Below are 23,647 nucleotides of genomic sequence, written 5' to 3'. Positions count from 1 at the left end.
GTTTATATCTATTTTCTCAAGGGAATAAGCGACAATGTACCGAGATAAAGCTGAGAGATATAGCAAGACCTCACCATTTCAGGTGATAAATGACAATTTACCAATAGAGAAGATACTCCTCACATTCGCAATGAGAGGTTTCATTTTATGGTGGAAAATGAATTCGCAAGTAGCGCACTACGCTCATCAGAAGACGCTAGTTTATGGGGGCTAACGAACCTGAATATAAATTTTATTCTAAACTTTGATTAAATACTATTTTATTTCAATTTTCAGATAAAAACTCACCTTATCAGTTAGAACATAAGCACCATTGAAAATACAAGATAATATTCAGTGATGTACTGTTGATAATTAACGAGGAGAAGGAGTTATCCCCCCTCTCCTCTTTGGGAGTTAAATTACGCCATCTTATTTGGCAGGAACTATAACCCAGGGGCCACCTTTGGCGGGATCATCCCCCTGGGTCCACCATTTGGCCTGATAGACGGCGCCCTTGTAGCTCACCTTGCTGCCAGCGGTGTAGACCTTGGTCGCTTCCCATGCCGGGTTGCCACCGATGGGTGGTTCACTCGGATCGACCGGCGGTGGAGTCAGTTTGTCCACGATCCGCACTTTCGGCCAGTTGGCGTGGGAGCCGTAGAAGTTGGTCACGCACTTCTCGTAATCACCCGGCACCAGCGCAGAATAGGCGGTCTGAAAGCCCACCAGCTCGCACTCGAAGGAGTAACCGCCCGGGCGATCCGGATAGTATTTCCAGTTGCCATCCCAGTTGGTGTAGAGCACGTCGGTAGCGCCGTTAAGATTGAGGCTGCCATAGGGAGTCTGCTGCCAGCAGGTGTTCTTCTCATCCGCCTTGATCGGGATCTGGTAGTGGTTGGCCAGCCCTTCCCAGTAGCGGATACGATTGACCGGCTGCCCCTTGTCCTTGTTCTGCTCACCGCACTCGATACCACCGTTGATCACGTTGATGGTGGTACCAAAGCCATAGCCGATACCCGCATCGGCCTCCCGCTTGGAGGGTACCCAGGTGCGATCAATCACGTGCAGCATGGCCGGTTTCGGGGCCTGCGGGGTGAGGAAGAACCAGATGGCAGAAGCGAGGTTGAGCCAGGAGTCCGCCACCAGCCCCGGGTTGTTGAGCAGCACGGAGGCATCGCCATCAAACATCGCCTCGGAGAAGGCACCGTAGTTGAAGTGGTAAGAAAGCTGCTTGGCGCCGCGGCCAAAGTAACCTTGTCCGGTACTACAGGGCCACTTCTTGTTTTGCCAGTCGTTCTGGCCACAGCCGGTGGTATAGCCGGTCTGTCCCTCTGACCAGCCCATCTCCCGCACATGCACCAGCGCCTGCTGCCACTCCTCCAACCCCAGCGGGTTATCGGAGACATTCTCCTTGGCAATATGGCCACCGGTCTCCTGAGAGAAGTGCGCAAAGGCGGTCACGATGGATTTTTTACAGATCGCATCAGAGTCGCGACCGTCGGTATATTCGCCACAGAACGCAGGAAATTTACCGATGGCTCGCAAGAAGCGGACATAAGTATATTCCGGCGCTGCCATCTGGGTTAAATATTCCCATTCAGATTGGGGAAATACCCGTTCAACCCGTTTTACGTTGTCAGGATTGCTTGCCAGACCCGGTTCAATGGCATCAACGATTTTATTTGACCGGGTCGCCAATGCCTTGGCCCATATTGCATACATGGGATTAGCCGTCTTGGCTTTTTCCATGGCAGCCAGATCCGGGGCCGCAATCACATATCCTCCCGCATTTTGCGGATCGGGTTGAATATTCATGGCTGCACTCATTGCGGCATAGCTTGGCAATGCGCAGGCGGCAGCGATCAGCCAGGCACAACGCTTGGGTTTGAACATGTTTATCGTCCTTGTTTGAATTAATGCGTTCCAAGAGTAGGTGTTTCAACAACTAAATTCACGATGAGAATTAAGAAATAAGCAGAATTTGTGAGCCATTTCACCTTGTGATATTCAGTGCAGCTGAAACAAAGAAAAAGAACCCAAACGAAAACGCCACAGCGTGATCTTTCGCCCATTTTTAGAACAGTTGAGACGGCCAGGTGGCCTGCCATACGGTCATTGTTCGTGATGGAAAAAATGGCTGACAGGCTCAACCTGTCAGCCATCATCAATGTTCAAGAAAAATGCTCAAAATAGCCGGATGTCAGGCACGCACGGCACGGATCAGGATATTGCGCGGGGTCATGGGTTTGGCACAGAACTCCCCCACTTCGACCCGATAGCCCTGCTCTTGCAAAAAGAGCGCGCGATCCAGCGCCAGCCAGATCTCGAGGGGACGGCGAAACAAATGACGCACCAGCTCCATGCGGGCGACATCACCAAAGCGGCGCTCCCCGTGTTCCAACCAGGTGAGGTAGTCGAGCCCGGCGGGCAGCACAATCCCTTTGCGCTCGGAAGCCCAAACGCAGAATGCCTCAAACGTGCCGGTCAGCAGGCTCTTTTGCATATTGGGCACCGGCAGATACTCATCCACACCGCGCACCTGACGCTGCAGGCAGTCAAACCCGAGCCGCCACACCACTTCCTGCTCGCGCAGGCGGGCGATCCGCGCACCGCCAGTGACCGTCTCCTGTAGCGGCAACTTGAGATCCGCCTTGCTCAACACCAGCTCGCTGGCGCTGGCCGCGGCTGACAGCGGGCGATAGTGGCTGGTACGGATCAGGTGGTAACAACAGGGAGAGATGGTCACGCCGCTGGCACTGCGCTCGGCCACCCGCTCCAGCAGATGGGTGTGGAGCTCGCCGCAGGCATGGAGTGCCATAGCGTGATGTTCGGGGGCGATCAGCACCGCCGACTCGGGGGCAAAAGCATCGGCGCAGGTAAAGGTCATATTGGCGCCATCCCGCTCGGCCAGCAGCCGACCTTCGTCACAAAGCTGCCCTTGCAACTCCAGACTGAGGATCGGAGCCTGTCGATGGAGTGATACCAGCCGCCCAAGATGCCCTTTGCCGGCACACCACTCCAGATAGGGGCCCTGATGGGCCGGCAAACAGGCGGTGAACGACTCGATCTGGGCCTGCTTGCGCCCCGGCATATGCAGCGCCATCTCCTTGCTGCAGGTGATGGGCTCCGGGGTAAACGGGGCAAGCTGGCTGAGTTGCTGCAGCTCAGCTCCCTCGGCAATCCAGGGGGCAAGAAGACTGCTGAGAGCATCCATATCCGCATCGAGCTCTGCCAATTGGCCGAGCGTCAGCCCATTGAGCAACGCCGCCAGTTCGGGCACCTCATCGGCAAAGGCCATGGTCAAATGATGATATGGCTGATATTGCCACCAGCGTCGGTAGCGGGTGAGCAGTCGATCCAGTTGTTGAAAACGTTGAGCCAGCACGAATGCCCCTGCCTTACAGTCAAAAAGGAGGCTCATTCTAGCGATCCCGCTTCAAATTGCACTCTCAATACCTGACGATCTGTGCCGCACAACAGCACCACCAACCCTGTGACCCAGGGCAGACCTGACAAAGTACGGGGTTTTATGCTATATTCCGCCCCCTCTTTCACGCGCCCCGTCCAACGCGGGTCGCTTTACCACTAGCTATGGGACCAACAACATGACCATCAACGCCATTCTGCAAGCGCGCGCGGGCGCCAAGTGTGAACTGTGCAGCGCCGAGCAGGCGCTGACCGCCTTCGTGGTGCCTCACTCCCCCGCCAGCGACGATGATCACAGCGTTGCTATCTGTGACACCTGCCGTGGTCAGCTGGAACAACCGGATACCCTGGTGGTCAACCACTGGCGTTGCCTGAGTGACAGCATGTGGAGCCAGGTGCCTGCGGTGCAGGTGATGGCATGGCGCCAGCTGAAAGCACTCTCCGGCAAGGGTGAAGTGTGGGCTCAGGATCTGCTGGACATGATGTACATGGAAGACGAAGCCAAGGCCTGGGCTGAAGCTGGTATTGCTGACGAAGATGACGACAGCGTACCGACTTTTGACTCCAACGGCGCCGTGCTGCAAGAGGGCGACTCCGTTACCCTGATCAAGGATCTGGATGTGAAAGGCGCCGGTTTCACCGCCAAGCGCGGCACCCTGGTCAAGGGCATCCGTCTGACCAACAACCCGCTCCATATCGAAGGCAAAGTCAACGGCGTGCAGATCGTACTGGTTGCTGCCTACCTGAAAAAGGCCTAAACCAAGGGCGATTGCTCTGCTGTCTGCGGCCAGAGCACAAACACAAACACAACGAAAAGGATGGCGTCACGCCATCCTTTTTTTATACCTGCTTGCCGCAAACGGCCAACTTGAACCCATAACAGACGAGCCAAAGCAAAAAGGCGCATCCGGATGGACGCGCCTTCTTTACAGGGCCGATACCGTTAACCGGCAGCGGAAACGGTCACTCAGGAGGAGAGTTTGCCATCCAGCTCGGCAATCTTGGCAGACCAGTAGGCTGGGCCGGTTTCGTGGATATTGTTACCTTCGGAGTCGACCGCAACAGTCACCGGCATATCTTCCACTTCAAACTCGTAGATCGCTTCCATACCGAGATCGGCAAAAGCTACCACACGCGCCTTTTTGATAGCCTTGGCCACCAGATAGGCGGCGCCGCCTACCGCCATCAGATAGACGGCCTTGTGCTGCTTGATGCTCTCGACGGTTTTCGGGCCACGCTCGGATTTGCCGATCATGCCGATCAGGCCGGTTTCACCCAGCATCATGTCGGTGAACTTGTCCATCCGGGTGGAGGTGGTGGGGCCAGCCGGGCCAACTACTTCGTCACGCACCGCATCAACCGGGCCAACGTAATAGATAAAGCGGTTGGTGAAATCGACCCCTTCAGGCAGCCCTTCGCCATTTTTCAGCATGTCGGCGATACGCTTGTGGGCGGCGTCGCGACCGGTGAGGATCTTGCCGGAGAGCAGCACGGTATCACCGCTCTTCCAGCTGGCCAGTTCGGCCTTGGTGATGCCATCGACGTTGACGCGGCGCACGTTGCCACCCGCTTCACGGGTGATCTCCGGCCAGTCACTCAGTTTCGGCGGAGTCAGTTCGGCAGGGCCTGAACCATCCAGCTCGAAGTGAACGTGGCGGGTGGCGGCGCAGTTGGGGATCATCACCACCGGCTTGGAGGCGGCGTGAGTCGGCGCAGATTTCACCTTCACATCCAGCACGGTAGTCAGACCGCCCAGACCCTGGGCACCGATCCCCAGCTTGTTGACCTTGTCGTAGAGCTCGACCCGTAGCTTCTCTTCGGTGGTTTGCGGGCCACGGGCGATCAGCTCCTGAATGTCGATGTGCTCCATCAGAGCCTCTTTGGCCAGCACCGCCGCTTTCTCGGCAGTACCACCGATGCCGATGCCCAGCATGCCGGGCGGGCACCAGCCTGCGCCCATGGTCGGCACGGTTTTCAGCACCCACTCGACGATATCGTCAGAGGGGTTGAGCATCACCATCTTGGATTTGTTCTCGGAGCCGCCGCCTTTGGCCGCAATGCTCACTTCCACCTTGTTGCCGGGGATCATGTCGATATGGACCACGGCAGGGGCGTTGTCTTTGGTGTTTTTGCGACTGCCGGCCGGATCGGCCAGCACGGAGGCGCGCAGCGGGTTGTCAGGATTGGTGTAGGCACGACGGGTCCCTTCGTCCACCATCTCCTGCACTGTCATGTCGCTGTCCCACTGGACTTGCATACCAATTTTGACGAAACAGGTCACGATGCCGGTGTCCTGGCAGAGCGGACGATGACCTTCGGCGGACATGCGGGAGTTGATCAGGATCTGGGCCAGCGCATCTTTGGCGGCCGGGTTGGCCTCACGGTCATACGCCGCTTTGGCAGCCTGAACAAAATCCAACGGGTGGTAATAGGAGATGTACTGGAGGGCATCTGCGATAGAATCGATGAAATCCTGTTTTTTTATAATGCTCATATCATCCTCACTGGTCCTTGTCTCTGCCACGGAGCAGGGCAAGGGCTTCCATATGATGGGCCGTGCTGACGTGCTGGCTAAAAACTATCAACCAGCAAAAAACGAACGACACGGCAGTTTTTTCTTAAGTCACCGACACCTATGATACGCTTGCCCACCAGCACCGACTAGGGTTCGGGAACCAAACTGTTGCCTGTGTAACATAAAATGACGCCAACACTTCATATCCATCATCTAGACCATAGTGCTGAACTCCATCAGCTTTTTGCCCGCCTGCAACATCAGCCGTGGGCCATGTTGCTGGAGTCAGCGGGACCACTCGGCGCCGATAACGGCTTTGATGTCATCACTGCCGATCCGCTGGCGACCCTCGAAACCCGCTGCGAAGTGACCACTCTGCGTGTCGGGGTGAATATCAGCAAACACAGCGAAGATCCCCTCGCCCTGCTGGCCCATACCCAGCAACAGTTGCTGGGGGAGCTGGAACTGTGCGCCACTCACCTGCCCTTTATTGGCGGCGCCCTAGGCCTGTTTGGCTATGATCTCGGCCGTCGCTTCGAGCGACTGCCGGTGCAGGCCGCCGCCGATATCGCGGTGCCAGACATGGCGGTGGGCATCTACGACTGGGCACTGCTGCGCAATGTGGCGACCGGCGACTGGCAACTGGTGCACTGGGGGGATGAAGCGGGACTTGCCAACCGGCTGGCCTGGCTTGAACAGCAGCAGGCCAAACCGGCCCCCGCTTTTGCCTTGCTGGGGGCGTGGCAGAGCAATATGAGCCGTGCTGAGTATGGCGAGAAGTTTGCCCGTATTCAGGAATATCTTGCCGCAGGGGATTGCTACCAGATCAACCTGACCCAGCGTTTCAGCGCCCCCTATCAGGGGGATGAGTGGCAGGCCTATTGCCTGCTGGCAACCGCCAACAAGGCCCCCTTCTCAGCCTTTATCCGCCTGCCGGACAGTGCACTGCTGAGCCTCTCCCCCGAGCGGTTCCTGCTGCTCGATGGCCGTCATATCGAAACCAAACCCATCAAAGGCACTCGCCCTCGCCACCCTGATCCGGCCACCGATCGGCAAGTCGCGCGGGAGCTGGCGCAGGCGGACAAGGACAGATCAGAGAATCTGATGATCGTTGATCTGCTGCGCAACGACATCGGTCGGGTCAGCCGGCCGGGCTCGGTCAGCGTGCCTCATCTCTTTGCGGTGGAGTCGTTTCCGGCGGTACATCATCTGGTCTCCACCATCCACGGTGAGCTCGATGCACGCTGGCAAGGAGTCGATCTGCTGCGCGCCTGTTTCCCGGGTGGCTCCATCACCGGCGCCCCCAAGATCCGCGCCATGGAGATCATCGAAGAGCTGGAGCCCCAGCGCCGCAACGCCTATTGCGGCAGCATCGGCTATCTCAGCCAGCATGGCCGGATGGATACCAGCATCTGCATTCGTACCCTGATCGCCGAAGCGGGTCGCCTGCACTGCTGGGCCGGTGGGGGCATCATCGCCGACTCCGACGCCGACAGCGAATATCAGGAGACCTATGACAAGGTCGCCCGTATCCTGCCGCTGCTGTCGGCGCTGTAACCCTCCCCACTGTCAGGTCAACGCACAGGAGAGCTCCCCGCCATGGATCGCCACGAACTGCTGACCCGCTTCCAGTTGCAGCGACCCGCCCCGGCCCATCGCCTCGCCATCGGCGGGCTCAGTCCGGCGGCAGTGTTGATCCCGGTGGTGATGCGCGATGAGGGGCTCAGCGTGTTATTGACCCGGCGCAGCCCCCGGCTGCGTCATCATGGGGGGCAGATCAGCTTCCCCGGCGGGCGACAGGATCCCGGCGACGAGAACCTGATTGCCACGGCGCTGCGGGAGACCGAAGAGGAGCTCGGCATTCCGGCCCGGCTGATCGAAGTGATCGGCACCCTCAACCCGCTCAATACGGTGTCACGATTCGAGGTACTGCCGGTGCTGGGGCTGCTCGATGGCAACTATCCCCTCATCCTGAGTCCGGATGAGGTGGATCACGCCTTCGAAGTGCCGCTGACCCATCTGCTGGATCGGCGCAACCACATCCCCCTGACCCTTTCCAGAGGGGGGAAAGCACACACCATCTACTGGATACCCTGGCAACAGCACTTTATCTGGGGGGCTACCGCCAGCATGATCAACCAACTAGCCCAGCATCTCGCAAAATAACAATTTACCTACATTTGACTGAGCGAGATTTAATCATTAACACTAAAATAACGTGCCAATTGATAAACAATAATTGAATTTTTCTTGTTTTGATCACATTTCCATAAGAAAGTGCGGTTTTTCGTGCCGTAAAGATGAATTTGATCAACATTTTTGATTAGAAAAACCGTATCCTTGCGCCGACTTAATAAGAACCACACATTCGGGGTGAGATAGATGTCAAACACAGTCACTGGCACGCAGGGAGTTGCGGCGTCAACAGAGCAAGGGATCCGCTCTACTCAAACCACTCGTTGGGAAAAACGCGACTCTACCTGGGTCATCAGTTTGTTCGGGACCGCGGTTGGTGCGGGTATCCTGTTCCTGCCGATCAACGCGGGTATGGGCGGTTTCTGGCCGCTGGTCGTCATGGCGCTGCTGGTAGGTCCCATGACCTATCTGGCCCACCGTGGTCTGGCCCGCTTCGTCCTTTCCTCCAAAAAGCCAAACGCAGACATCACCGAAGTGGTGGAAGAACACTTTGGCGTGGGTGCCGGTAAATTAATCACCCTGCTCTACTTCTTCGCCATCTACCCCATCGTGCTGATCTACGGCGTGGGCATCACCAACACCGTGGAAAGCTTTATGGTCAACCAGCTGCAGATGAGTGCCCCGCCGCGCTGGATCCTCTCCATCGTGCTGATCATGGGCATGATGTCGGTGATGCTGGCCGGTGAAAAGCTGATGCTGAAAGTGACCGAGCTGCTGGTTTATCCGCTGATCGCCATTCTGGCCGGTATCTCTTTGTACCTCATTCCGGACTGGACCGGTGCCGCGCTGGAGCAAGTGCCCTCTGCCAAGGATTTCGCCACTACCCTGTGGCTGACCATCCCGGTACTGGTTTTCTCCTTCAACCACAGCCCGGCCATCTCCAGCTTCTCTCTGGCCCAGCGCCGCGACCACGGTGATCAGGCTGTCGAGAAGGCCGATGCCATCCTCAAGCGTACCGCCATGGTGCTGCTGGGCTTCGTGATGTTCTTCGTCTTCTCCTGCGTCATGAGCCTGACACCGGCCCAACTGGCAGAAGCCAAGGCCCAGAACATCGCCGTGCTCTCCTATCTGGCGAACCAGCATGCCAGCCCCATCATCTCCTACTTCGGTCCGTTGGTTGCGTTCGTAGCCATCGTATCCTCCTTCTTCGGCCACTATCTGGGTGCCCGTGAAGGTCTGAAAGGGATGATCGTGCAGAACATGCGCAAGTCCGGCAAAGAGCCGAACGCCAAGAAAGTCGAGATGTTCATTATCGCCTTCTTCATCCTGACCCTGTGGGGCACTGCCATTGCCAACCCTTCCATCCTGGGCATGATTGAATCCTTGGGCGGCCCGATCATCGCGACCATCCTGTTCATCATGCCGATGTACGCCATCAAGCGCGTACCGGCCATGGCGAAGTATCAGGGCCATATCAGCAACGTCTTCGTTGCAACCATGGGCATGATCGCCATCTCCGCCATCCTCTATCAGCTGGTCGGTTAATCCCCTACCTGCCGCTGATAGCAAAAAGCCAGCCGAACACTCGGCTGGCTTTTTTTATTGCGTTGTCCCGTCCTGAATAGTCTTGCCACTCATCACGCAGTTATTGCAGCCACAGCACCTGAACTCACACAACAACCAAGGAAACAACCCTTATCCGGCAACCACATCATGATGTTTCAGGGCTTCGCACCGAACCTCGACCAACAAAAATGCCAGTCGGGTAAGCGACTGGCATCTCTTGATAAACACGCACTATCTCTGGCTGATTAGAGTGGTTGCGCTTCCAACAGGAATGGCGTGATCCCGGTGATTTCAGGAATGCCGATCATCAGCGTATCTTTCTGGCCATTGCTGTTACCCGGCTTCATAGCCAGATAAGCAGTGACACTGGCGTTACGATTGGCAAAATCGCGCATCTTTGTTTCCCAAAGCCCCTCATAAATTTTTCCGTCTTTGATATCAGCAGGCCCTGTCAAAGTATTGAAGCTGCACTCCTTCCAGCCAGTCAGCGTCAGCTTGTTCAGACCTGGAGTGTTGGCCTCTGTCTCACCGCTTACAGAACACCCTTCTTTAAACAGGATGGTCAGCTTGATCCCCAAACCATTGTTGCTGCGCTCGGTTTTGAAATCTTGAAACAGTGCACTCTCCCCAAGGTTGTACCAGGAGTCCGCGTTGATAGGCGCAGTGACCATCGGCTGCAATGCCACTTGGCCGCCCCAATTCTGAATAGTGAGTGCAGAATCGATTTTGGCTTTGACGGGTCGATAATCGAGTACCCAGAGTGACTGGCTGCTTCCCGCCGTATCTGGTACAGACGCCACCTTGACCAACCCATCGACATTGGTATTGGACTTTTGCTCAGCCGAGTCGAAGGTACTGGGTTGGCTTTTGTTCACCAGCAACGACAACGTCAGTGGGTAACCCTCACCTTTATTCAGAGAAGAGAAGCCTTGAGGGAAGGTATAAGTGCTGACTGTGGCACTTCTTTTCTCAGCAATGTTCATCGCCCAACCCGTGCCCTCTGTGGACGCCGGATAGACAAGACCGACCGCACGATAACTGTCGTTGACCGGACGGTTGATTAACTGCCCCTGAGCGTCCATCAGGACGGGGAGATAGACGCCAGCCACCGGCAGCGCCCTCGGTTGCGGCTCCGGTGGCGTGGTACCACCACCACTATCTCCGCCACCACCACCGCAACCAACCAAACCTAATGCACCAATAATTGCCCACGAAAGCGTAGTTTTTTTCATTATTTAATCTCGTTTTTTAGCCTGAACCTTATTATTCCGCAGCTATTTTAACGGGGCAGCACCCGCACTGTCTGTCGGCTATTTGTAACCAAACATTTCATCAAAATGAATGTTTTCTTGCGTACTCCTCTCCTCAACACATTTAGGCCCGCTGATATAAAAAGCCCCTCACAGAGAGGGGCTGAATCGAAAAATCGAGCTACCGGCTCACGCCTCGCTGCTGGGCAGCGCGGAAGGTTCCAGCAGGGTTTCATCTTCGGCCATGCAAGCAGCGGCGGTGAACAGCACGTCGGTGGAGCTGTTCAGCGCCGTCTCGGCAGAATCCTGCAGCACGCCGATGATAAAGCCGACTGCTACCACCTGCATGGCGATGTCATTGCTGATGCCAAACAGGCTACAGGCCAGCGGGATCAGCAGCAAGGAGCCGCCCGCCACACCGGAAGCGCCACAGGCACTGATGGTGGCAACCACGGAGAGCAGCACGGCTGTTGCCATGTCCACTTCCATCCCCAGGGTATGTACCGCCGCCATGGCCAGCACAGTGATGGTGATGGCCGCACCCGCCATGTTGATGGTGGCACCCAGCGGGATGGAGACCGCGTAGGTATCTTTGGGCAGGCGCAGTTTTTCACACAGCGCCATGTTGACCGGGATGTTGGCGGCAGAGCTGCGGGTAAAGAAGGCGGTCACACCGCTCTCTTTGAGGCAAGTCAGCACCAGCGGATAGGGGTTGCGCTTGATCTTCCAGAACACGATCAACGGGTTGACCACGAAGGCGATAAACAGCATGCAGCCGATCAGCACCACCAGCAGTTGGGCATAGCCAAACAGGGCGTCAAAGCCGGTCTCTGCCAGAGTGGAAGCAACCAGACCCAAGATCCCGAGCGGAGCACAGCGGATCACCGCTTTCACGATGGCGGAGACACCGTGAGACAGGTCAGTGATCAGCGCCTTGGTGCTCTCGTTGGCATGGCGCATGGCGATACCCAGACCGATGGCCCACGCCAGGATCCCGATATAGTTGGCATCCATCAGCGCCTTGACCGGGTTGGTCACCACGTTGAACAGCAGGGTCTGCAGCACCTCGGTGATCCCGCCTGGCGGGGTGATCTCGGCAGTATTGGCCACCAGATGGAGGTTGGAGGGGAACAGGAAGCTGGCAATCACCGCGACCACGGCCGCAGAGAAGGTACCAAACAGGTAGAGCGCCAGCAGCGGGCGAATATTGGTCTTCTGACCCTGCTTGTGACCAATGATGGCCGCCATCACCAGTACGAATACCAGCAGCGGGGCTACCGCTTTCAGTGCACCAACAAACAGACTGCCGAGCAGACCTGCCGTTTTCGCCCACTCGGGGGCAAACAGAGCCAGCAAGATACCGAATACCAGACCAACCAGGATCTGGCTGACCAGACTGGTGCTATTGACCAGCCGAAGGAGGGGGTGTTGTTGTGTCATCAAAAAAATCCCTAAGCACCGTAGTGCATGAATCATGAGTCCTGTCTGCAACCACTCATCGGAAGACCCCTGTCGCCCGAATGTGGTGTCTGTGGCCAGCCTTCTGTCGGGCCGATCCGCCAGTCACCGGATTGCATGACGGAATATCCCATTCGCCATCTTTTTTTTCCAGAGACTCACCAAAAAATATCCCGTTTCCATCACAAAAAACCGCAACAAAACCTTAACCACAGCGCAACCACCCATTTTTGTACGTTTTATCGACACTCTCTGCCCTCACCCTCACGACCATTCCTGTGTCATCCATGACCGGAATCGCTGTGCTATCATCCCCCATTTGCTGCGGAGCCTTGCCATGATCATATCCCTGCTCAACCAATATTTTGGTTTCTCCGCACTCAGGCCAGGTCAGGAGGCGGTGATCAGCCGGGTGCTGGCAGGTCAGAGTGCCGCCGCCATCTTTCCCACCGGCTCAGGCAAGTCGCTCTGTTATCAACTGCCTGCCCTCGCCCTGCCTCACCTGACCCTGGTTATATCGCCGCTGCTGGCGCTGATGCACGATCAACTCGCCTTCCTTAAAAGCAAGGGAATAAGCGCCGCTACCCTCGACTCTAGCCAGAGCCCGGAGGAGAGCCGACGAGTGATGCAGCAGGCGCTGGATGGCCAGCTCAAGATCCTGATGATCTCGGTGGAGCGACTCAAGAACGAGCGTTTTCGCCGTTTTATCCAGCAAGTGCCGCTCTCGCTGCTGGTCGTCGATGAGGCGCACTGTATCTCGGAGTGGGGCCACAACTTTCGCCCCGACTACCTCAAGCTGCCGAGCTATCGCCATGACCTGAAGATCCCGCAGGTGTTGCTGCTGACGGCCACCGCCACGCCGGCGGTTATTCAGGATATGCAGACCAAATTCGGCATAGCGCCGGAGGGGGTCGTGGTCACCGGTTTCTACCGCTCCAATCTTGATCTGGCGGTCATTCCCTTGGCGCCCGACGCGCGGGCTAGCTGGCTCGCAAAGGAGTTGGCCAACGATCCAACGGCCCCCACCATCGTCTACGTCACCTTGCAACACACCGCAGAAGCCTGTGCCGAGCAACTCATTAGAGAAGGGATCAACGCCCGCGCCTATCATGCCGGACTCGACTCGGCGCTGCGCAGTCAGATCCAGCACGACTTCATGGCGGGCAAGGTGGACTGCATCGTCGCCACCATCGCCTTTGGCATGGGGATCGACAAAGCGGATATCCGGCGGGTCATTCACTACGATCTGCCCAAATCTATCGAGAACTACAGCCAGGAGATTGGCCGCGCCGGACGGGATGGCCAACCATCGCGCTGTATCGTGCTGGCCAACCAGAGCCAGCTGCCGGTGTTGGAGAACTTCGTCTACGGCGATACGCCGGATTTGAGTGCCATCCTCCAGCTGCTTGCCATCATCAAGCAGAGCGGGAACGAGTGGGAATTCCCCCTGCTGCGCCTATCCAACGACACCAATATCCGCCAGTTGCCCCTTAAAACCCTGCTGGTCTATCTAGAGATGGCGGGCATCATCACCCCGGCCTACAGCTACTATGCAGATTACCGCTTCAAGCTTGTGCTGGATAAAGGCGAGATAGTGAGCCGCTTCAATCCGGAACGCCGCCAGTTTCTGGAGCAGCTGTTCGCCTGTGCCCCGCAAGCCCGCAGCTGGTGCACCATGGACTTTGACGCCCTCTGGCAGGGCTATCAGGGAGAGCGACAGCGGGCGGTTGCGGCGCTCGACTACCTGCAGCAGCAAGGCTGGATCGAGCTTGAAAGCAAACAGATGACCGAGGTCTACCGGATCACCCGTCAGGAATGGGACAACGAGCAGGAAGCAAATGCCCTGCATGCCCTGTTCCTGCAAAAAGAGCAGAGTGAGCTGGCCAGACTGCAAGCCATGCTCGACTTTTTCACCTCAAGTGAGTGCCTGAGCCACCGCCTCGCCCGCTATTTTGCCGATGAGGTGGCGCCGGTTCATTGTGGCCACTGTTCTGTTTGTCGCGGCGAGGTGGCACATCTTCCTCCCCTACCCTCACTGACCATGCCAAACGAGGCGGGGATCCGCGCCTGGTGCGATCCGCTGATTGCCAAGACAGGTTCGGTGGATGCTCGTGTTCTGGCCCGTTTCCTGTGCGGCATCACCACACCGCTGACCAGCCGGGTCAAGGCCAAATCGCTGGCGGGTGCAGGCCAGTTGGTCGCGCACCCGTTTGCCCGCGTCCTGGCGGCAGTGCAACAAGCCTACCCTTGCTAGATGAGTGCTGGCGGCGTCAATAGCCACCAGCAGAAACAAGCGTTTACAGAAAAAGAAAAAGAAAAAGAAGACCCTCGCGGTTGCGAGGGTCAAGCCAACGGAAACGTGCTTAAACAGAGCTTGGTGAGGCAACAGTCAACTCTCTTGCTAAAGCATCTTGCTGCTCACACATCGCCAATCTAGGGCACTCAAAATGTAGCGTCAATGTAAAAATTAGAGCCAAAACTCCAAACAAAGTGATTTACGTTGACGTTCACGTAATGACATTCTCATCCATAACCCCGCCAACCCGCAGCCCCATTGCCTTTCGTCAAACCCCTTAATCTTTTCGCAATAAGTTCCCTGTTTCCCATAAACATTTATTTTTTATGTCTTTGACATTTACCTCACTATCGTGGCAAAAATAATTTAACAGTCAGTAACATAGCGGTGTTGTTGACTGACCCTCCCCGCAAAAGGATCGGGCAGGTTTCTTCAGAATTTAACCTATCAACCGTGATGGATTACTGGAGTCTGTTGACTAGGCTTTAAAAGCGCACAACACAAAAGCAGTCATCCACTTTTTTCAGGGTAAGCGACTATAACGAGGGCAAAGTTATGGGCATATTCGAGCATTACCAACAGCGATATGAAAAAGCGAGAGAAGAGGAATATACCATCCAGGAATTCCTGGATATGTGTAAGCAGGATAAAGCCTGCTACGCCTCCGCAGCCGAACGTCTGCTGACCGCCATTGGTGAGCCGGAGATGGTAGACACCTCAGCCAACCCCAGACTGAGCCGACTCTTCTCCAACCGCGTCGTGGCACGCTATCCCGCCTTCAAGGATTTCTACGGGATGGAAGAGGCCATCGAACAGATCGTCTCCTACCTCAAACACTCCGCCCAAGGGCTGGAGGAGAAGAAACAGATCCTCTATCTGCTGGGCCCCGTTGGCGGCGGTAAATCCTCGCTGGCAGAAAAACTCAAATCCCTGATGCAGAAGGTGCCCATCTATCGTATCAAGGGCTCACCGGTCAATGATCACCCCTTCTGTCTGTTCGACATCGAAGAGGATGGGGAGATCCTGGAAAAAGAGTACGGCATCCCGCGCCGCTACCTGCGTCCCATCATGTCCCCCTGGGTGGCCAAACGCCTGCACGAGTTTGGCGGCGACATCACCAAGTTCAAGGTGGAGAAGGTCAACCCCTCCATCCTCGATCAAATCGCCATCGCCAAAACGGAACCGGGTGATGACAACAACCAGGATATCTCCTCACTGGTCGGCAAGGTCGACATCCGCATGCTGGAGCACTTCGCCCAGGATGACGCCGATGCCTACTCCTACTCAGGCGCGCTGTGTAAAGCGAACCAGGGGGTGATGGAGTTTGTGGAGATGTTCAAGGCGCCCATCAAGGTGCTACACCCGCTGCTGACTGCAACCCAGGAGGGGAACTACAACGGCACCGAAGGGCTCTCTGCCCTTCCCTTTGACGGCATCTTGCTGGCTCACTCCAACGAATCCGAGTGGCAGCAGTTCCGCAACAACAAGAACAACGAGGCCTTCCTCGACCGGGTCTACATCGTCAAGGTGCCTTACTGCCTGCGCGTCTCGGAAGAGGTGAAAATCTACGAGAAGCTGCTGGTCAACAGCGAGCTGACCGAGGCCAAGTGCGCTCCGGGCACTCTCGAGTTACTGGGCCAGTTCTCGGTGTTGTCACGGCTGAAAGAGCCGGAAAACTCCAGCATCTACTCCAAGATGCGGGTCTATGATGGCGAAAGCCTGAAGGATACCGATCCCAAGGCGAAGAGCTATCAAGAGTATCGCGACTACGCCGGTGTGGACGAGGGGATGAATGGTCTCTCTACTCGCTTTGCGTTCAAGATCCTCTCCCGCGTCTTCAACTTCGACCACGCGGAAGTGGCCGCCAACCCGGTGCACCTCTTCTATGTGCTGGAGCAGCAGATCGAGCGCGAGCAGTTCCCGCAAGAGCTGCACGATCGCTACCTTGAGTTCATCAAGGGTTATCTGACCCCGCGTTATGTGGAGTTCATCGGCAAGGAGATCCAGACCGCCTATCTCGAGTCCTACTCCGAGTACGGTCAAAACATCTTCGATCGCTACGTCACCTACGCCGACTTCTGGATCCAGGATCAGGAGTACCGTGACCCCGAAACCGGCCAGCTGTTTGACAGAGCGTCCCTCAACAGCGAGCTGGAGAAAATTGAAAAACCCGCCGGGATCAGCAACCCGAAAGATTTCCGTAACGAAATCGTCAACTTCGTGCTGCGTGCCCGGGCCAACAATGCAGGCCGTAACCCCAACTGGACCAGTTACGAGAAGCTGCGCACCGTGATCGAGAAGAAGATGTTCTCCAACACGGAAGAGCTGCTGCCGGTTATCTCCTTCAACAGCAAAACCTCGGCCGAGGAGCAGAAGAAGCACGATAACTTTGTCGAACGGATGATGGAGAAAGGCTACACCCGCAAACAGGTGCGACTGCTCTCCGAATGGTATCTCAGGGTACGCAAGTCATCCTGACCCTGACTGTTCAAGGGGGAGTTATGGCGCATTTTATCGACCGCAGGCTCAACGGCAAAAACAAAAGCGCTGTCAATCGGCAGCGCTTCATCCGCCGCTACAAGAAGCAGATAAAACAAGCGGTCTCGGATGCTGTCTCCAAGCGCAGCATTCAGGACGTTGACAAGGGCGAGAGCATCAGCATCCCGACCAAGGATATTGGCGAGCCCCATTTTCATCAGGGGCACGGCGGTAAACGGGAGATGGTGCATCCCGGCAATGATCAGTTCGTCTCCGGTGACAAGATTGACCGTCCCAAAGGAGGAGGCGGTGGACAGGGTTCCGGCGAGGGACAAGCATCAAATCAGGGGGAAGGGGCCGATGATTTCGTGTTCCAGATTTCCAAGGATGAGTATCTCGATCTGTTGTTTGAAGATCTGGAGCTGCCCAGGCTGCAGAAAACCCAGCTCAATCAGCTGATGGAAGTCAAAACCTACCGTGCTGGCTACACCTCAAACGGGGTGCCCGCCAACATCAACGTGGTGCGTTCCCTGCAAAATTCGCTGGCAAGGCGCATGGCGCTGCAAGCAGGCAAGAAACGCCAATTGCATGAACTGGAAGATCGGCTGGCCCTGCTGGCCACCGATCCCAACGAACACTTTGCCGAGATCGCCCTGCTCGAGAAGGAGATCAGGGAGCTGAAACGACGGATCGATGCGGTGCCGTTTATCGACACCTTCGATCTCAAGTTCAACAACTTCGTCAAACGGCCCGTCCCCTCCAGCCAGGCGGTGATGTTCTGTCTGATGGACGTCTCGGGCTCCATGGATCAGGCCACCAAGGAGATGGCCAAGCGTTTCTATATCCTGCTCTATCTGTTCCTGAGCCGGACCTACAAGAACGTCGAGGTGGTCTATATCCGCCACCATACCCAGGCCAAGGAGGTGGACGAGCACGAGTTTTTCTACTCTCAGGAGACAGGCGGCACCATCGTCTCCAGCGCCCTCAAGATGATGAACGACATCATCAACGAGCGTTACCCCGCCAACCAGTGGAACATCTATGCGGCGCAGGCGTCGGATGGTGACAACTGGGCTGATGACTCACCACAGTGCAGGGAGATCTTGGCGCGGGACATAATGCCAAGGGTGAGGTACTACTCCTACATCGAGATCACCACTCGTGCCCACCAGACCCTGTGGCACGAATATGAGTCGGTAGCCAGCCAGTTCCCCCACTTTGCGATGGAGCACATTCGCAAGGTCGAGGATATCTATCCGGTGTTCCGCGAGCTGTTCAAGAAACAAGCGGCGTGAGGAGGTCACATGATCGAAACAGAAAAACGTGTAGCGCCACTGGATGACGGACCAGACTGGAACTTCGATCTGCTGGAGACCTATCATCAGGAGATAGCCCGGGTCGCCAGGTTCTATCGACTGGATACCTACCCCAACCAGATCGAGGTGATCACCGCCGAGCAGATGATGGATGCCTACTCCAGCGTCGGCATGCCTATCGGCTATCAGCACTGGTCGTTCGGCAAGCGCTTTATCCATACCGAGCGCAACTATAAGCGCGGCCAGATGGGGCTGGCCTACGAGATCGTCATCAACTCGGATCCCTGCATCGCCTACTTGATGGAGGAGAACACCATGCCGATGCAGGCGCTGGTGATGGCACACGCCTGCTACGGTCACAACTCCTTCTTCAAAAACAACTACCTGTTCAAGGCCTGGACCGATGCCTCTTCCATCATCGACTACCTGTTGTTCGCCAAGAACTACATCACCCAGTGTGAAGAGAAGCATGGCATCGAGGCGGTGGAACAGCTGCTCGACTCCTGCCATGCCCTGATGAACTTCGGGGTGGATCGCTACAAACGTCCCCAGAAGATCTCCATGGCCGAGGAAAAGCGGCGTCAGAAGGCACGGGAAGATTATCTGCAGACTCAGGTCAACGAGCTGTGGCGTACCCTACCCAAGCAGCATAAAGCGGCAGGGGTGGAGGACAGGCGCTACCCCGCAGAACCCCAGGAGAACATTCTCTACTTCATCGAGAAGAATGCCCCCTTGCTGGAGCCCTGGCAGCGGGAAGTGGTGCGTATAGTGCGCAAAATCAGCCAATATTTCTATCCGCAAAAGCAGACTCAGGTGATGAACGAGGGGTGGGCCACCTTCTGGCACTACACCATCCTCAATCACCTCTATGACGAGGGCAAGTTGAGCGATCGCTTCATGATGGAGGTGCTGCACAGCCACACCAACGTGGTCTATCAACCGGCTTACAACAGCCGCTACTACTCGGGGATCAACCCCTATGCGCTGGGGTTTGCCATGTTTACCGACCTGCGCCGCATCTGCGAGAACCCGACCGAGGAAGATAGATACTGGTTCCCCGACTATGCCGGCAGCAACTGGGTCGAAACCCTCCACTTTGCCATGCAGAACTTCAAGGATGAGAGCTTTATCAGCCAGTTCCTCAGTCCCAAAGTGATGCGGGACATGAAGTTGTTCGCCATTGATGACGACGATCTGAAGAACTATCTGAAGGTCTCCGCCATCCACAATGACGAGGGGTACCGTCAGGTGCGCAATACTCTGTCGGCCCAGTACAACCTCAGCAATCTGGAGCCCAATATTCAGGTCTACAACGTTGCCGTGAAGGGGGATCGCTCCCTCACCCTGCGCTATGTGCCCCACAACCGCATCCCCCTTGGCGACTCTCGCCATGAGGTGCTCAAACACCTCCATCAACTGTGGGGATTCGATGTGGTGCTGGAGCAGGATAACGGCGAGCTGCCACCCGATATCATAGGTCGTTGCCCGGAGCGCAAACCGGGGATCTGACCCGCGATCAGATATCTCTACGGCCCACTTCGGTGGGCCGTTTTTTAATCGGTTGCTTCTGCCAGCATGAGCGCAGCCCAAGCCGTACAACCCGAACAAACCACAACATAGAAAGAGGCCCGCATGGTGTGCGGGCCTCTTTGCCTTGCGGTCACTCTGCTGCGATTATCAGTAGAAGGTCTGCTGCTCTGCGGCCATCGCCTTGAGGCGGGCACAGGGTGCAAACCGGTCGCCGTGGCGCTTCTGGTAATACTCCAGACGGCCAACCAGATGATCGATCCCGAGCGTGTCCATATAACGGAACGGGCCGCCAAGGAAAGGCGGGAAACCGATGCCGAAGATGGCGCCGATATCGCCATCACGGGCCGACGCCACCACACCGCTATCCAACGCCATGGCCGCTTCGTTGAGCATCAGCAACACGCAGCGCTCGGCGATTTCCTGACGAGCCAGCTTGGCAGACGGCTTGATACCGAGCACGCCATAGACGCTCTCGTCCACCCTCTTCTTGCCCTCTTTGCCGGTCAGCTTGTTACGCGGTGCCGCCTTGCCATAGAGGTAGAAGCCCTTGCCATTCTTGCGTCCCTTGCGATCATTTTGCAGCAGTTTGTCGAACGCCTTGGGCGCCTGGAACTGCTCGCCGCCCAGCTCTTTTTCGAGAATGGGGGAGATCTTGGCCCCTACATCGATCCCCACCTCGTCCAACAAGGTGATGGGGCCAACCGGGAAACCAAAGTCCAGCAGCGCGCTATCCAGCACCTCCACCGGCTCCCCTTCCAGCACCAGTCTTGCCGCTTCATTCATGTAGGGGGCAAGGATGCGGTTGACGTAGAAACCGGCTTCGTCCTTCACCACGATGGGCGTTTTGCCCTGGGCGCGGGCAAAAGCCAGGGTGGTGGCGACCGTCTCGGCACTGGTGCTAGCGTGGGGGATGATCTCCGCCAGCGGCATCTTGTCCACCGGGCTGAAGTAGTGTAGCCCCACGACCCGCTCCGGATGCGCCGCCTCTGCCGCAATCTGGTTGATGGGCAAGGAGGAGGTGTTGGAGGCAAACACTGTGTGTTCACCGCACTCACGCTCCACGTCTTTCACCATCTGGTGTTTGAGCGCGAGATCTTCAAACACCGCCTCCACCACTATGTCGACCCGGTGAAAACCGGAGTAGTCGAGGGTACCGGTCAACAGGCTCATCTGCTTTTCCAATTCGCTGCGCAAGATGTGACGGCGCTTGAGCTTCTTGGCCAGAATGTCATAGCTGTAGCGCATGGCATTGCCGATCCCGGCGCTTGCCACATCCTTGATCCGCACCGGCACTCCCGCCTTGGTAGCGGTGACGAACGCAATGCCGCCCCCCATCAGACCACCGCCCAGCACGGCGGCATGGGCCACCTTGCGCGGCTCGGCCCCCTGATAGGTGACCTCTTTCTTCATCTCGGTGGTGGCAAAGAAGATGGAACGCAGGGCGGCAGACTCAGCAGTCATCACCAGCTCGCCAAAGTGGCGGGACTCGGCGGCCAGACCGGCCTTCATTCCCTCCTCCACGCCAATGCGCACAACGTCCAGGATCCGCTCCGGCGCCGGGTAGTTGCCACGGGTCTTGGCTTTAACCCCCTTGCTAGCCTGATCGAACAGCACCTTGCGACCCAGTTTGTTGGTCTCCAGCACCTTGCCCTGCAGATCCCGTTTCAACTGATGGCGCGGTTTGCCCTTCTTGGCCAGCTTGATGGCAGCATCCAGCAAGATTGACGGCGGCACCACATCGTCCACCAGCCCCAATTTCTTGGCTTGTTTGGCCCGCACCTGCTTGCCGGTCAGCATCAGATCCAGCGCCTTGGCCACCCCGATGAGGCGCGGCAGACGCTGGGTACCGCCAGAGCCCGGCAGCAGACCAAGCTGAACTTCCGGCAATCCCAGCACAGATTTTCCGTGATCGGTCACCACCCGACCATGGCAGGCCAGCGCCAGCTCCAGCCCGCCACCGAGGCAGGGGCCGTGAATGGCGGCGATCACCGGAATGGTCAGCCCCTCGATCTCGGCAAAGATCTCCTGCCCTTCTCGCGACAGGGTCTCGGCATCCTTGGCACTGGTGCAGGCGGCCAGCATGGTAATGTCAGCGCCGGCAATGAAGGAGTCCTTTTTGCCGGAGGTGACCACCAGACCGATCAAATCCTTGTTGCGTTTCACTTCGGCCAGCACGGTGCGGATCTCCTCCACAAAGGCGGCCTTCAGGGTATTCATGCTCTCGCCCGGCACATCCATGGTGAGGATGCCGATGCCATCTTTGCGAACATCCAGGGAAAAAGTCTTAGCGCTCATCATTCAACCTCCAACACCATAGCCACGCCCAATCCACCCGCCGCACAGGCGGTGTTGAGCCCCAGTCCCCCGCCGCGACGACGCAGCTCGTGCAGGGTCTGGGTGATCATCCGCGCACCGGTCGCGGCAAAGGGGTGGCCATAGGCCAGCGAACCACCGAGGACGTTGAACTTCTCCATGTCCACCTCGCCGATGGCCTGATCGCGGCCCAGCTTGTCACGGGCAAAATCGTGGCTGGCAAACATCTTGAGGTTGGCCAGAGTCTGGGCGGCAAAGGCTTCGTGCATGTCGATCAGGGTCAGATCACCGAGCGTGATACCAGCTCTGTCCAGCGCCAGCGGCGTGGCATAGGAGGGGCCCATCAGCATGTCCTGCCACACATCGATGGCCGAGAAGGCGAAGCTGCGGATATAACCCAACGGTTCGAGTCCCAGCTCTTTCGCCCGACCTTCGCGCATCAGCAACACTGCGGCGGCGCCATCGGTCAGCGGCGTGGCGTTGGCCGCAGTCACTGTGCCATGACCCCGGTCAAAAACCGGCTTGAGCTTGGCGTAACTCGCCAGATCCGAGCTTTCACGGATATTGTTGTCCCGCTCGAGCGGCGACTTGTAGGGCGGCACATGGGCGGTAAACACCTCGCCACTGAGCTTGCCATCGGCCCAAGCCTGCGCGGCCAGAGTGTGAGAGCGATGAGCCAGCGCATCTTGCGCCTCGCGGCTGATCTGGTGGCTCTTGGCCATCTGCTCGGCGGTCTGCCCCATGGAGAGACCGGTCGAATATTCAGCCACAGCAGGCGGCACCGGCAGCAGATCCTTGACCCGCAACTGGCGCAAAATGTTGAAGCGCTGCTGCAGATTGCGCGCCTTGTTGAGATCCACCAGGGCGCGGGCCAGCTTCTTGCTCACCCCGATGGGCAGCACGGAAGAGGAGTCAGCGCCGCCGGCAATGGCGATGTCTACGGTACCGGCCATGATGGATTCGGTGACGTTGGCCACCGCCTGAAAACTGGTGGCGCAGGCGCGGGAGACGCTGTAGGCATCGGTATTGACGCTCATGCCGGTACCGAGCACGATCTCGCGAGCAATGTTGGGGGCTTCCGGCATCTGAACCACCTGGCCAAATACCAGCTGGTCGATAAGCTTGGGATCGAGATCGGTACGGGCAAGCATCTCGCTCACCACCAGTTTGCCGAGATCGACTGCTGGCACGCCATGAAAGGCGGTGGCCTGCTTGGCAAAGGGGGTACGCAGCCCCGCCACGACGGCAATCCGTTCGCCCTGGCGAGTCGTCAGTTTCAATGGCTGTTTCATCCTGGCTCCTTGGTTTAAAAGGCAGAGGTCTGACCTCATTGCGCCACATCTTAACAATCCAATCACAAGTTTCATACAGCTGATTGAAA

General features: G+C 57.1%; 15 protein-coding genes. 8 read left to right on the top strand and 7 right to left on the bottom strand.

Annotated elements, in window-relative coordinates; genetic code table 11:
* Positions 1 to 411 precede the first annotated feature (411 nt).
* Positions 412 to 1,875, bottom strand: a complete 1,464-nt coding sequence (locus AB5Z05_RS02690) for a chitinase (protein WP_201984398.1) — start codon at positions 1,873 to 1,875, stop codon at positions 412 to 414.
* A gap of 307 nt (positions 1,876 to 2,182) precedes the next feature.
* A complete protein-coding gene (locus tag AB5Z05_RS02685; protein WP_368150038.1) occupies positions 2,183 to 3,403 on the bottom strand; it encodes a methyltransferase in 1,221 nt (406 codons plus the stop codon).
* A gap of 184 nt (positions 3,404 to 3,587) precedes the next feature.
* On the opposite strand from AB5Z05_RS02685, the gene AB5Z05_RS02680 reads away from it, so the two are divergent.
* Positions 3,588 to 4,166 (top strand): PhnA domain-containing protein, encoded by a 579-nt coding sequence (locus tag AB5Z05_RS02680; protein WP_368150037.1) that lies wholly within the window; start codon positions 3,588 to 3,590, stop codon positions 4,164 to 4,166.
* 209 nt (positions 4,167 to 4,375) lie between these two features.
* Here the strand turns inward: AB5Z05_RS02680 and AB5Z05_RS02675 are convergent, their stop codons facing one another.
* Positions 4,376 to 5,902: a fumarate hydratase gene (locus AB5Z05_RS02675; protein WP_005351759.1), complete on the bottom strand. Its 1,527-nt coding sequence runs from the start codon at positions 5,900 to 5,902 to the stop codon at positions 4,376 to 4,378.
* 294 nt (positions 5,903 to 6,196) lie between these two features.
* Here AB5Z05_RS02675 and pabB point away from each other — a divergent pair, with 294 nt between their 5' ends.
* The 3 genes from pabB (at position 6,197) to AB5Z05_RS02660 (ending at position 9,604) form a co-directional block, all read left to right on the top strand.
* Positions 6,197 to 7,480, top strand: coding sequence for an aminodeoxychorismate synthase component I (pabB, locus tag AB5Z05_RS02670; protein ID WP_236323224.1), 1,284 nt, complete (start codon positions 6,197 to 6,199; stop codon positions 7,478 to 7,480).
* 42 nt (positions 7,481 to 7,522) lie between these two features.
* Positions 7,523 to 8,089, top strand: a complete 567-nt coding sequence (locus tag AB5Z05_RS02665) for a CoA pyrophosphatase (protein WP_005351753.1) — start codon at positions 7,523 to 7,525, stop codon at positions 8,087 to 8,089.
* Between the two features lie 216 nt (positions 8,090 to 8,305).
* Positions 8,306 to 9,604: a serine/threonine transporter gene (locus AB5Z05_RS02660; protein ID WP_106843342.1), complete on the top strand. Its 1,299-nt coding sequence runs from the start codon at positions 8,306 to 8,308 to the stop codon at positions 9,602 to 9,604.
* A 266-nt stretch (positions 9,605 to 9,870) separates the two neighbouring features.
* Here the strand turns inward: AB5Z05_RS02660 and AB5Z05_RS02655 are convergent, their stop codons facing one another.
* Together AB5Z05_RS02655 and sstT are read right to left on the bottom strand one after the other, a co-directional pair.
* Positions 9,871 to 10,857 (bottom strand): hypothetical protein, encoded by a 987-nt coding sequence (locus AB5Z05_RS02655; protein ID WP_368150036.1) that lies wholly within the window; start codon positions 10,855 to 10,857, stop codon positions 9,871 to 9,873.
* Positions 10,858 to 11,064: 207 nt separating this feature from the next.
* Complete coding sequence (gene sstT / locus AB5Z05_RS02650; protein WP_139402298.1) at positions 11,065 to 12,315, bottom strand: serine/threonine transporter SstT; 1,251 nt, start codon at positions 12,313 to 12,315, stop codon at positions 11,065 to 11,067.
* 355 nt (positions 12,316 to 12,670) lie between these two features.
* On the opposite strand from sstT, the gene AB5Z05_RS02645 reads away from it, so the two are divergent.
* The 4 genes from AB5Z05_RS02645 to AB5Z05_RS02630 all read left to right on the top strand — a co-directional run bounded on the left by AB5Z05_RS02645 (position 12,671) and on the right by AB5Z05_RS02630 (position 19,932).
* The gene (locus AB5Z05_RS02645; RefSeq protein ID WP_368150035.1) at positions 12,671 to 14,587 is read left to right on the top strand and encodes an ATP-dependent DNA helicase RecQ; all 1,917 of its coding nucleotides are present in this window, start codon (positions 12,671 to 12,673) and stop codon (positions 14,585 to 14,587) included.
* A 597-nt stretch (positions 14,588 to 15,184) separates the two neighbouring features.
* Positions 15,185 to 17,107, top strand: a complete 1,923-nt coding sequence (locus tag AB5Z05_RS02640; protein WP_033113275.1) for a PrkA family serine protein kinase — start codon at positions 15,185 to 15,187, stop codon at positions 17,105 to 17,107.
* Between the two features lie 23 nt (positions 17,108 to 17,130).
* Positions 17,131 to 18,402: a YeaH/YhbH family protein gene (locus tag AB5Z05_RS02635; protein WP_005360363.1), complete on the top strand. Its 1,272-nt coding sequence runs from the start codon at positions 17,131 to 17,133 to the stop codon at positions 18,400 to 18,402.
* A gap of 9 nt (positions 18,403 to 18,411) precedes the next feature.
* The gene (locus AB5Z05_RS02630) at positions 18,412 to 19,932 is read left to right on the top strand and encodes a SpoVR family protein (RefSeq protein ID WP_368150034.1); all 1,521 of its coding nucleotides are present in this window, start codon (positions 18,412 to 18,414) and stop codon (positions 19,930 to 19,932) included.
* A gap of 168 nt (positions 19,933 to 20,100) precedes the next feature.
* Here the strand turns inward: AB5Z05_RS02630 and fadJ are convergent, their stop codons facing one another.
* Both fadJ and fadI read right to left on the bottom strand, forming a co-directional pair.
* Positions 20,101 to 22,248: a fatty acid oxidation complex subunit alpha FadJ gene (fadJ, locus tag AB5Z05_RS02625; RefSeq protein ID WP_368150041.1), complete on the bottom strand. Its 2,148-nt coding sequence runs from the start codon at positions 22,246 to 22,248 to the stop codon at positions 20,101 to 20,103.
* A complete protein-coding gene (gene fadI, locus AB5Z05_RS02620; RefSeq protein WP_368150033.1) occupies positions 22,248 to 23,558 on the bottom strand; it encodes an acetyl-CoA C-acyltransferase FadI in 1,311 nt (436 codons plus the stop codon). Before fadI ends, fadJ begins: the two co-directional genes overlap by 1 nt.
* Between the last annotated feature and the right edge of the window lie 89 nt (positions 23,559 to 23,647).

Origin of the sequence: Aeromonas sp. R2-4, assembly GCF_040908365.1 — a bacterium.
In the GTDB taxonomy this organism is placed as follows: domain Bacteria; phylum Pseudomonadota; class Gammaproteobacteria; order Enterobacterales; family Aeromonadaceae; genus Aeromonas; species Aeromonas veronii.
This window is presented reverse-complemented; position numbering and strand designations above follow the sequence as displayed.

Coding starts and splice junctions, on each gene's coding strand:
- AB5Z05_RS02690 (WP_201984398.1), bottom strand. CDS start 1,875: ATGTTCAAACCCAAGCGTTGTGCCTGGCTGATCGCTGCCGCCTGCGCA.
- AB5Z05_RS02685 (WP_368150038.1), bottom strand. CDS start 3,403: ATGAGCCTCCTTTTTGACTGTAAGGCAGGGGCATTCGTGCTGGCTCAA.
- AB5Z05_RS02680 (WP_368150037.1), top strand. CDS start 3,588: ATGACCATCAACGCCATTCTGCAAGCGCGCGCGGGCGCCAAGTGTGAA.
- AB5Z05_RS02675 (WP_005351759.1), bottom strand. CDS start 5,902: ATGAGCATTATAAAAAAACAGGATTTCATCGATTCTATCGCAGATGCC.
- pabB (WP_236323224.1), top strand. CDS start 6,197: ATGTTGCTGGAGTCAGCGGGACCACTCGGCGCCGATAACGGCTTTGAT.
- AB5Z05_RS02665 (WP_005351753.1), top strand. CDS start 7,523: ATGGATCGCCACGAACTGCTGACCCGCTTCCAGTTGCAGCGACCCGCC.
- AB5Z05_RS02660 (WP_106843342.1), top strand. CDS start 8,306: ATGTCAAACACAGTCACTGGCACGCAGGGAGTTGCGGCGTCAACAGAG.
- AB5Z05_RS02655 (WP_368150036.1), bottom strand. CDS start 10,857: ATGAAAAAAACTACGCTTTCGTGGGCAATTATTGGTGCATTAGGTTTG.
- sstT (WP_139402298.1), bottom strand. CDS start 12,315: ATGACACAACAACACCCCCTCCTTCGGCTGGTCAATAGCACCAGTCTG.
- AB5Z05_RS02645 (WP_368150035.1), top strand. CDS start 12,671: ATGATCATATCCCTGCTCAACCAATATTTTGGTTTCTCCGCACTCAGG.
- AB5Z05_RS02640 (WP_033113275.1), top strand. CDS start 15,185: ATGGGCATATTCGAGCATTACCAACAGCGATATGAAAAAGCGAGAGAA.
- AB5Z05_RS02635 (WP_005360363.1), top strand. CDS start 17,131: ATGGCGCATTTTATCGACCGCAGGCTCAACGGCAAAAACAAAAGCGCT.
- AB5Z05_RS02630 (WP_368150034.1), top strand. CDS start 18,412: ATGATCGAAACAGAAAAACGTGTAGCGCCACTGGATGACGGACCAGAC.
- fadJ (WP_368150041.1), bottom strand. CDS start 22,248: ATGAGCGCTAAGACTTTTTCCCTGGATGTTCGCAAAGATGGCATCGGC.
- fadI (WP_368150033.1), bottom strand. CDS start 23,558: ATGAAACAGCCATTGAAACTGACGACTCGCCAGGGCGAACGGATTGCC.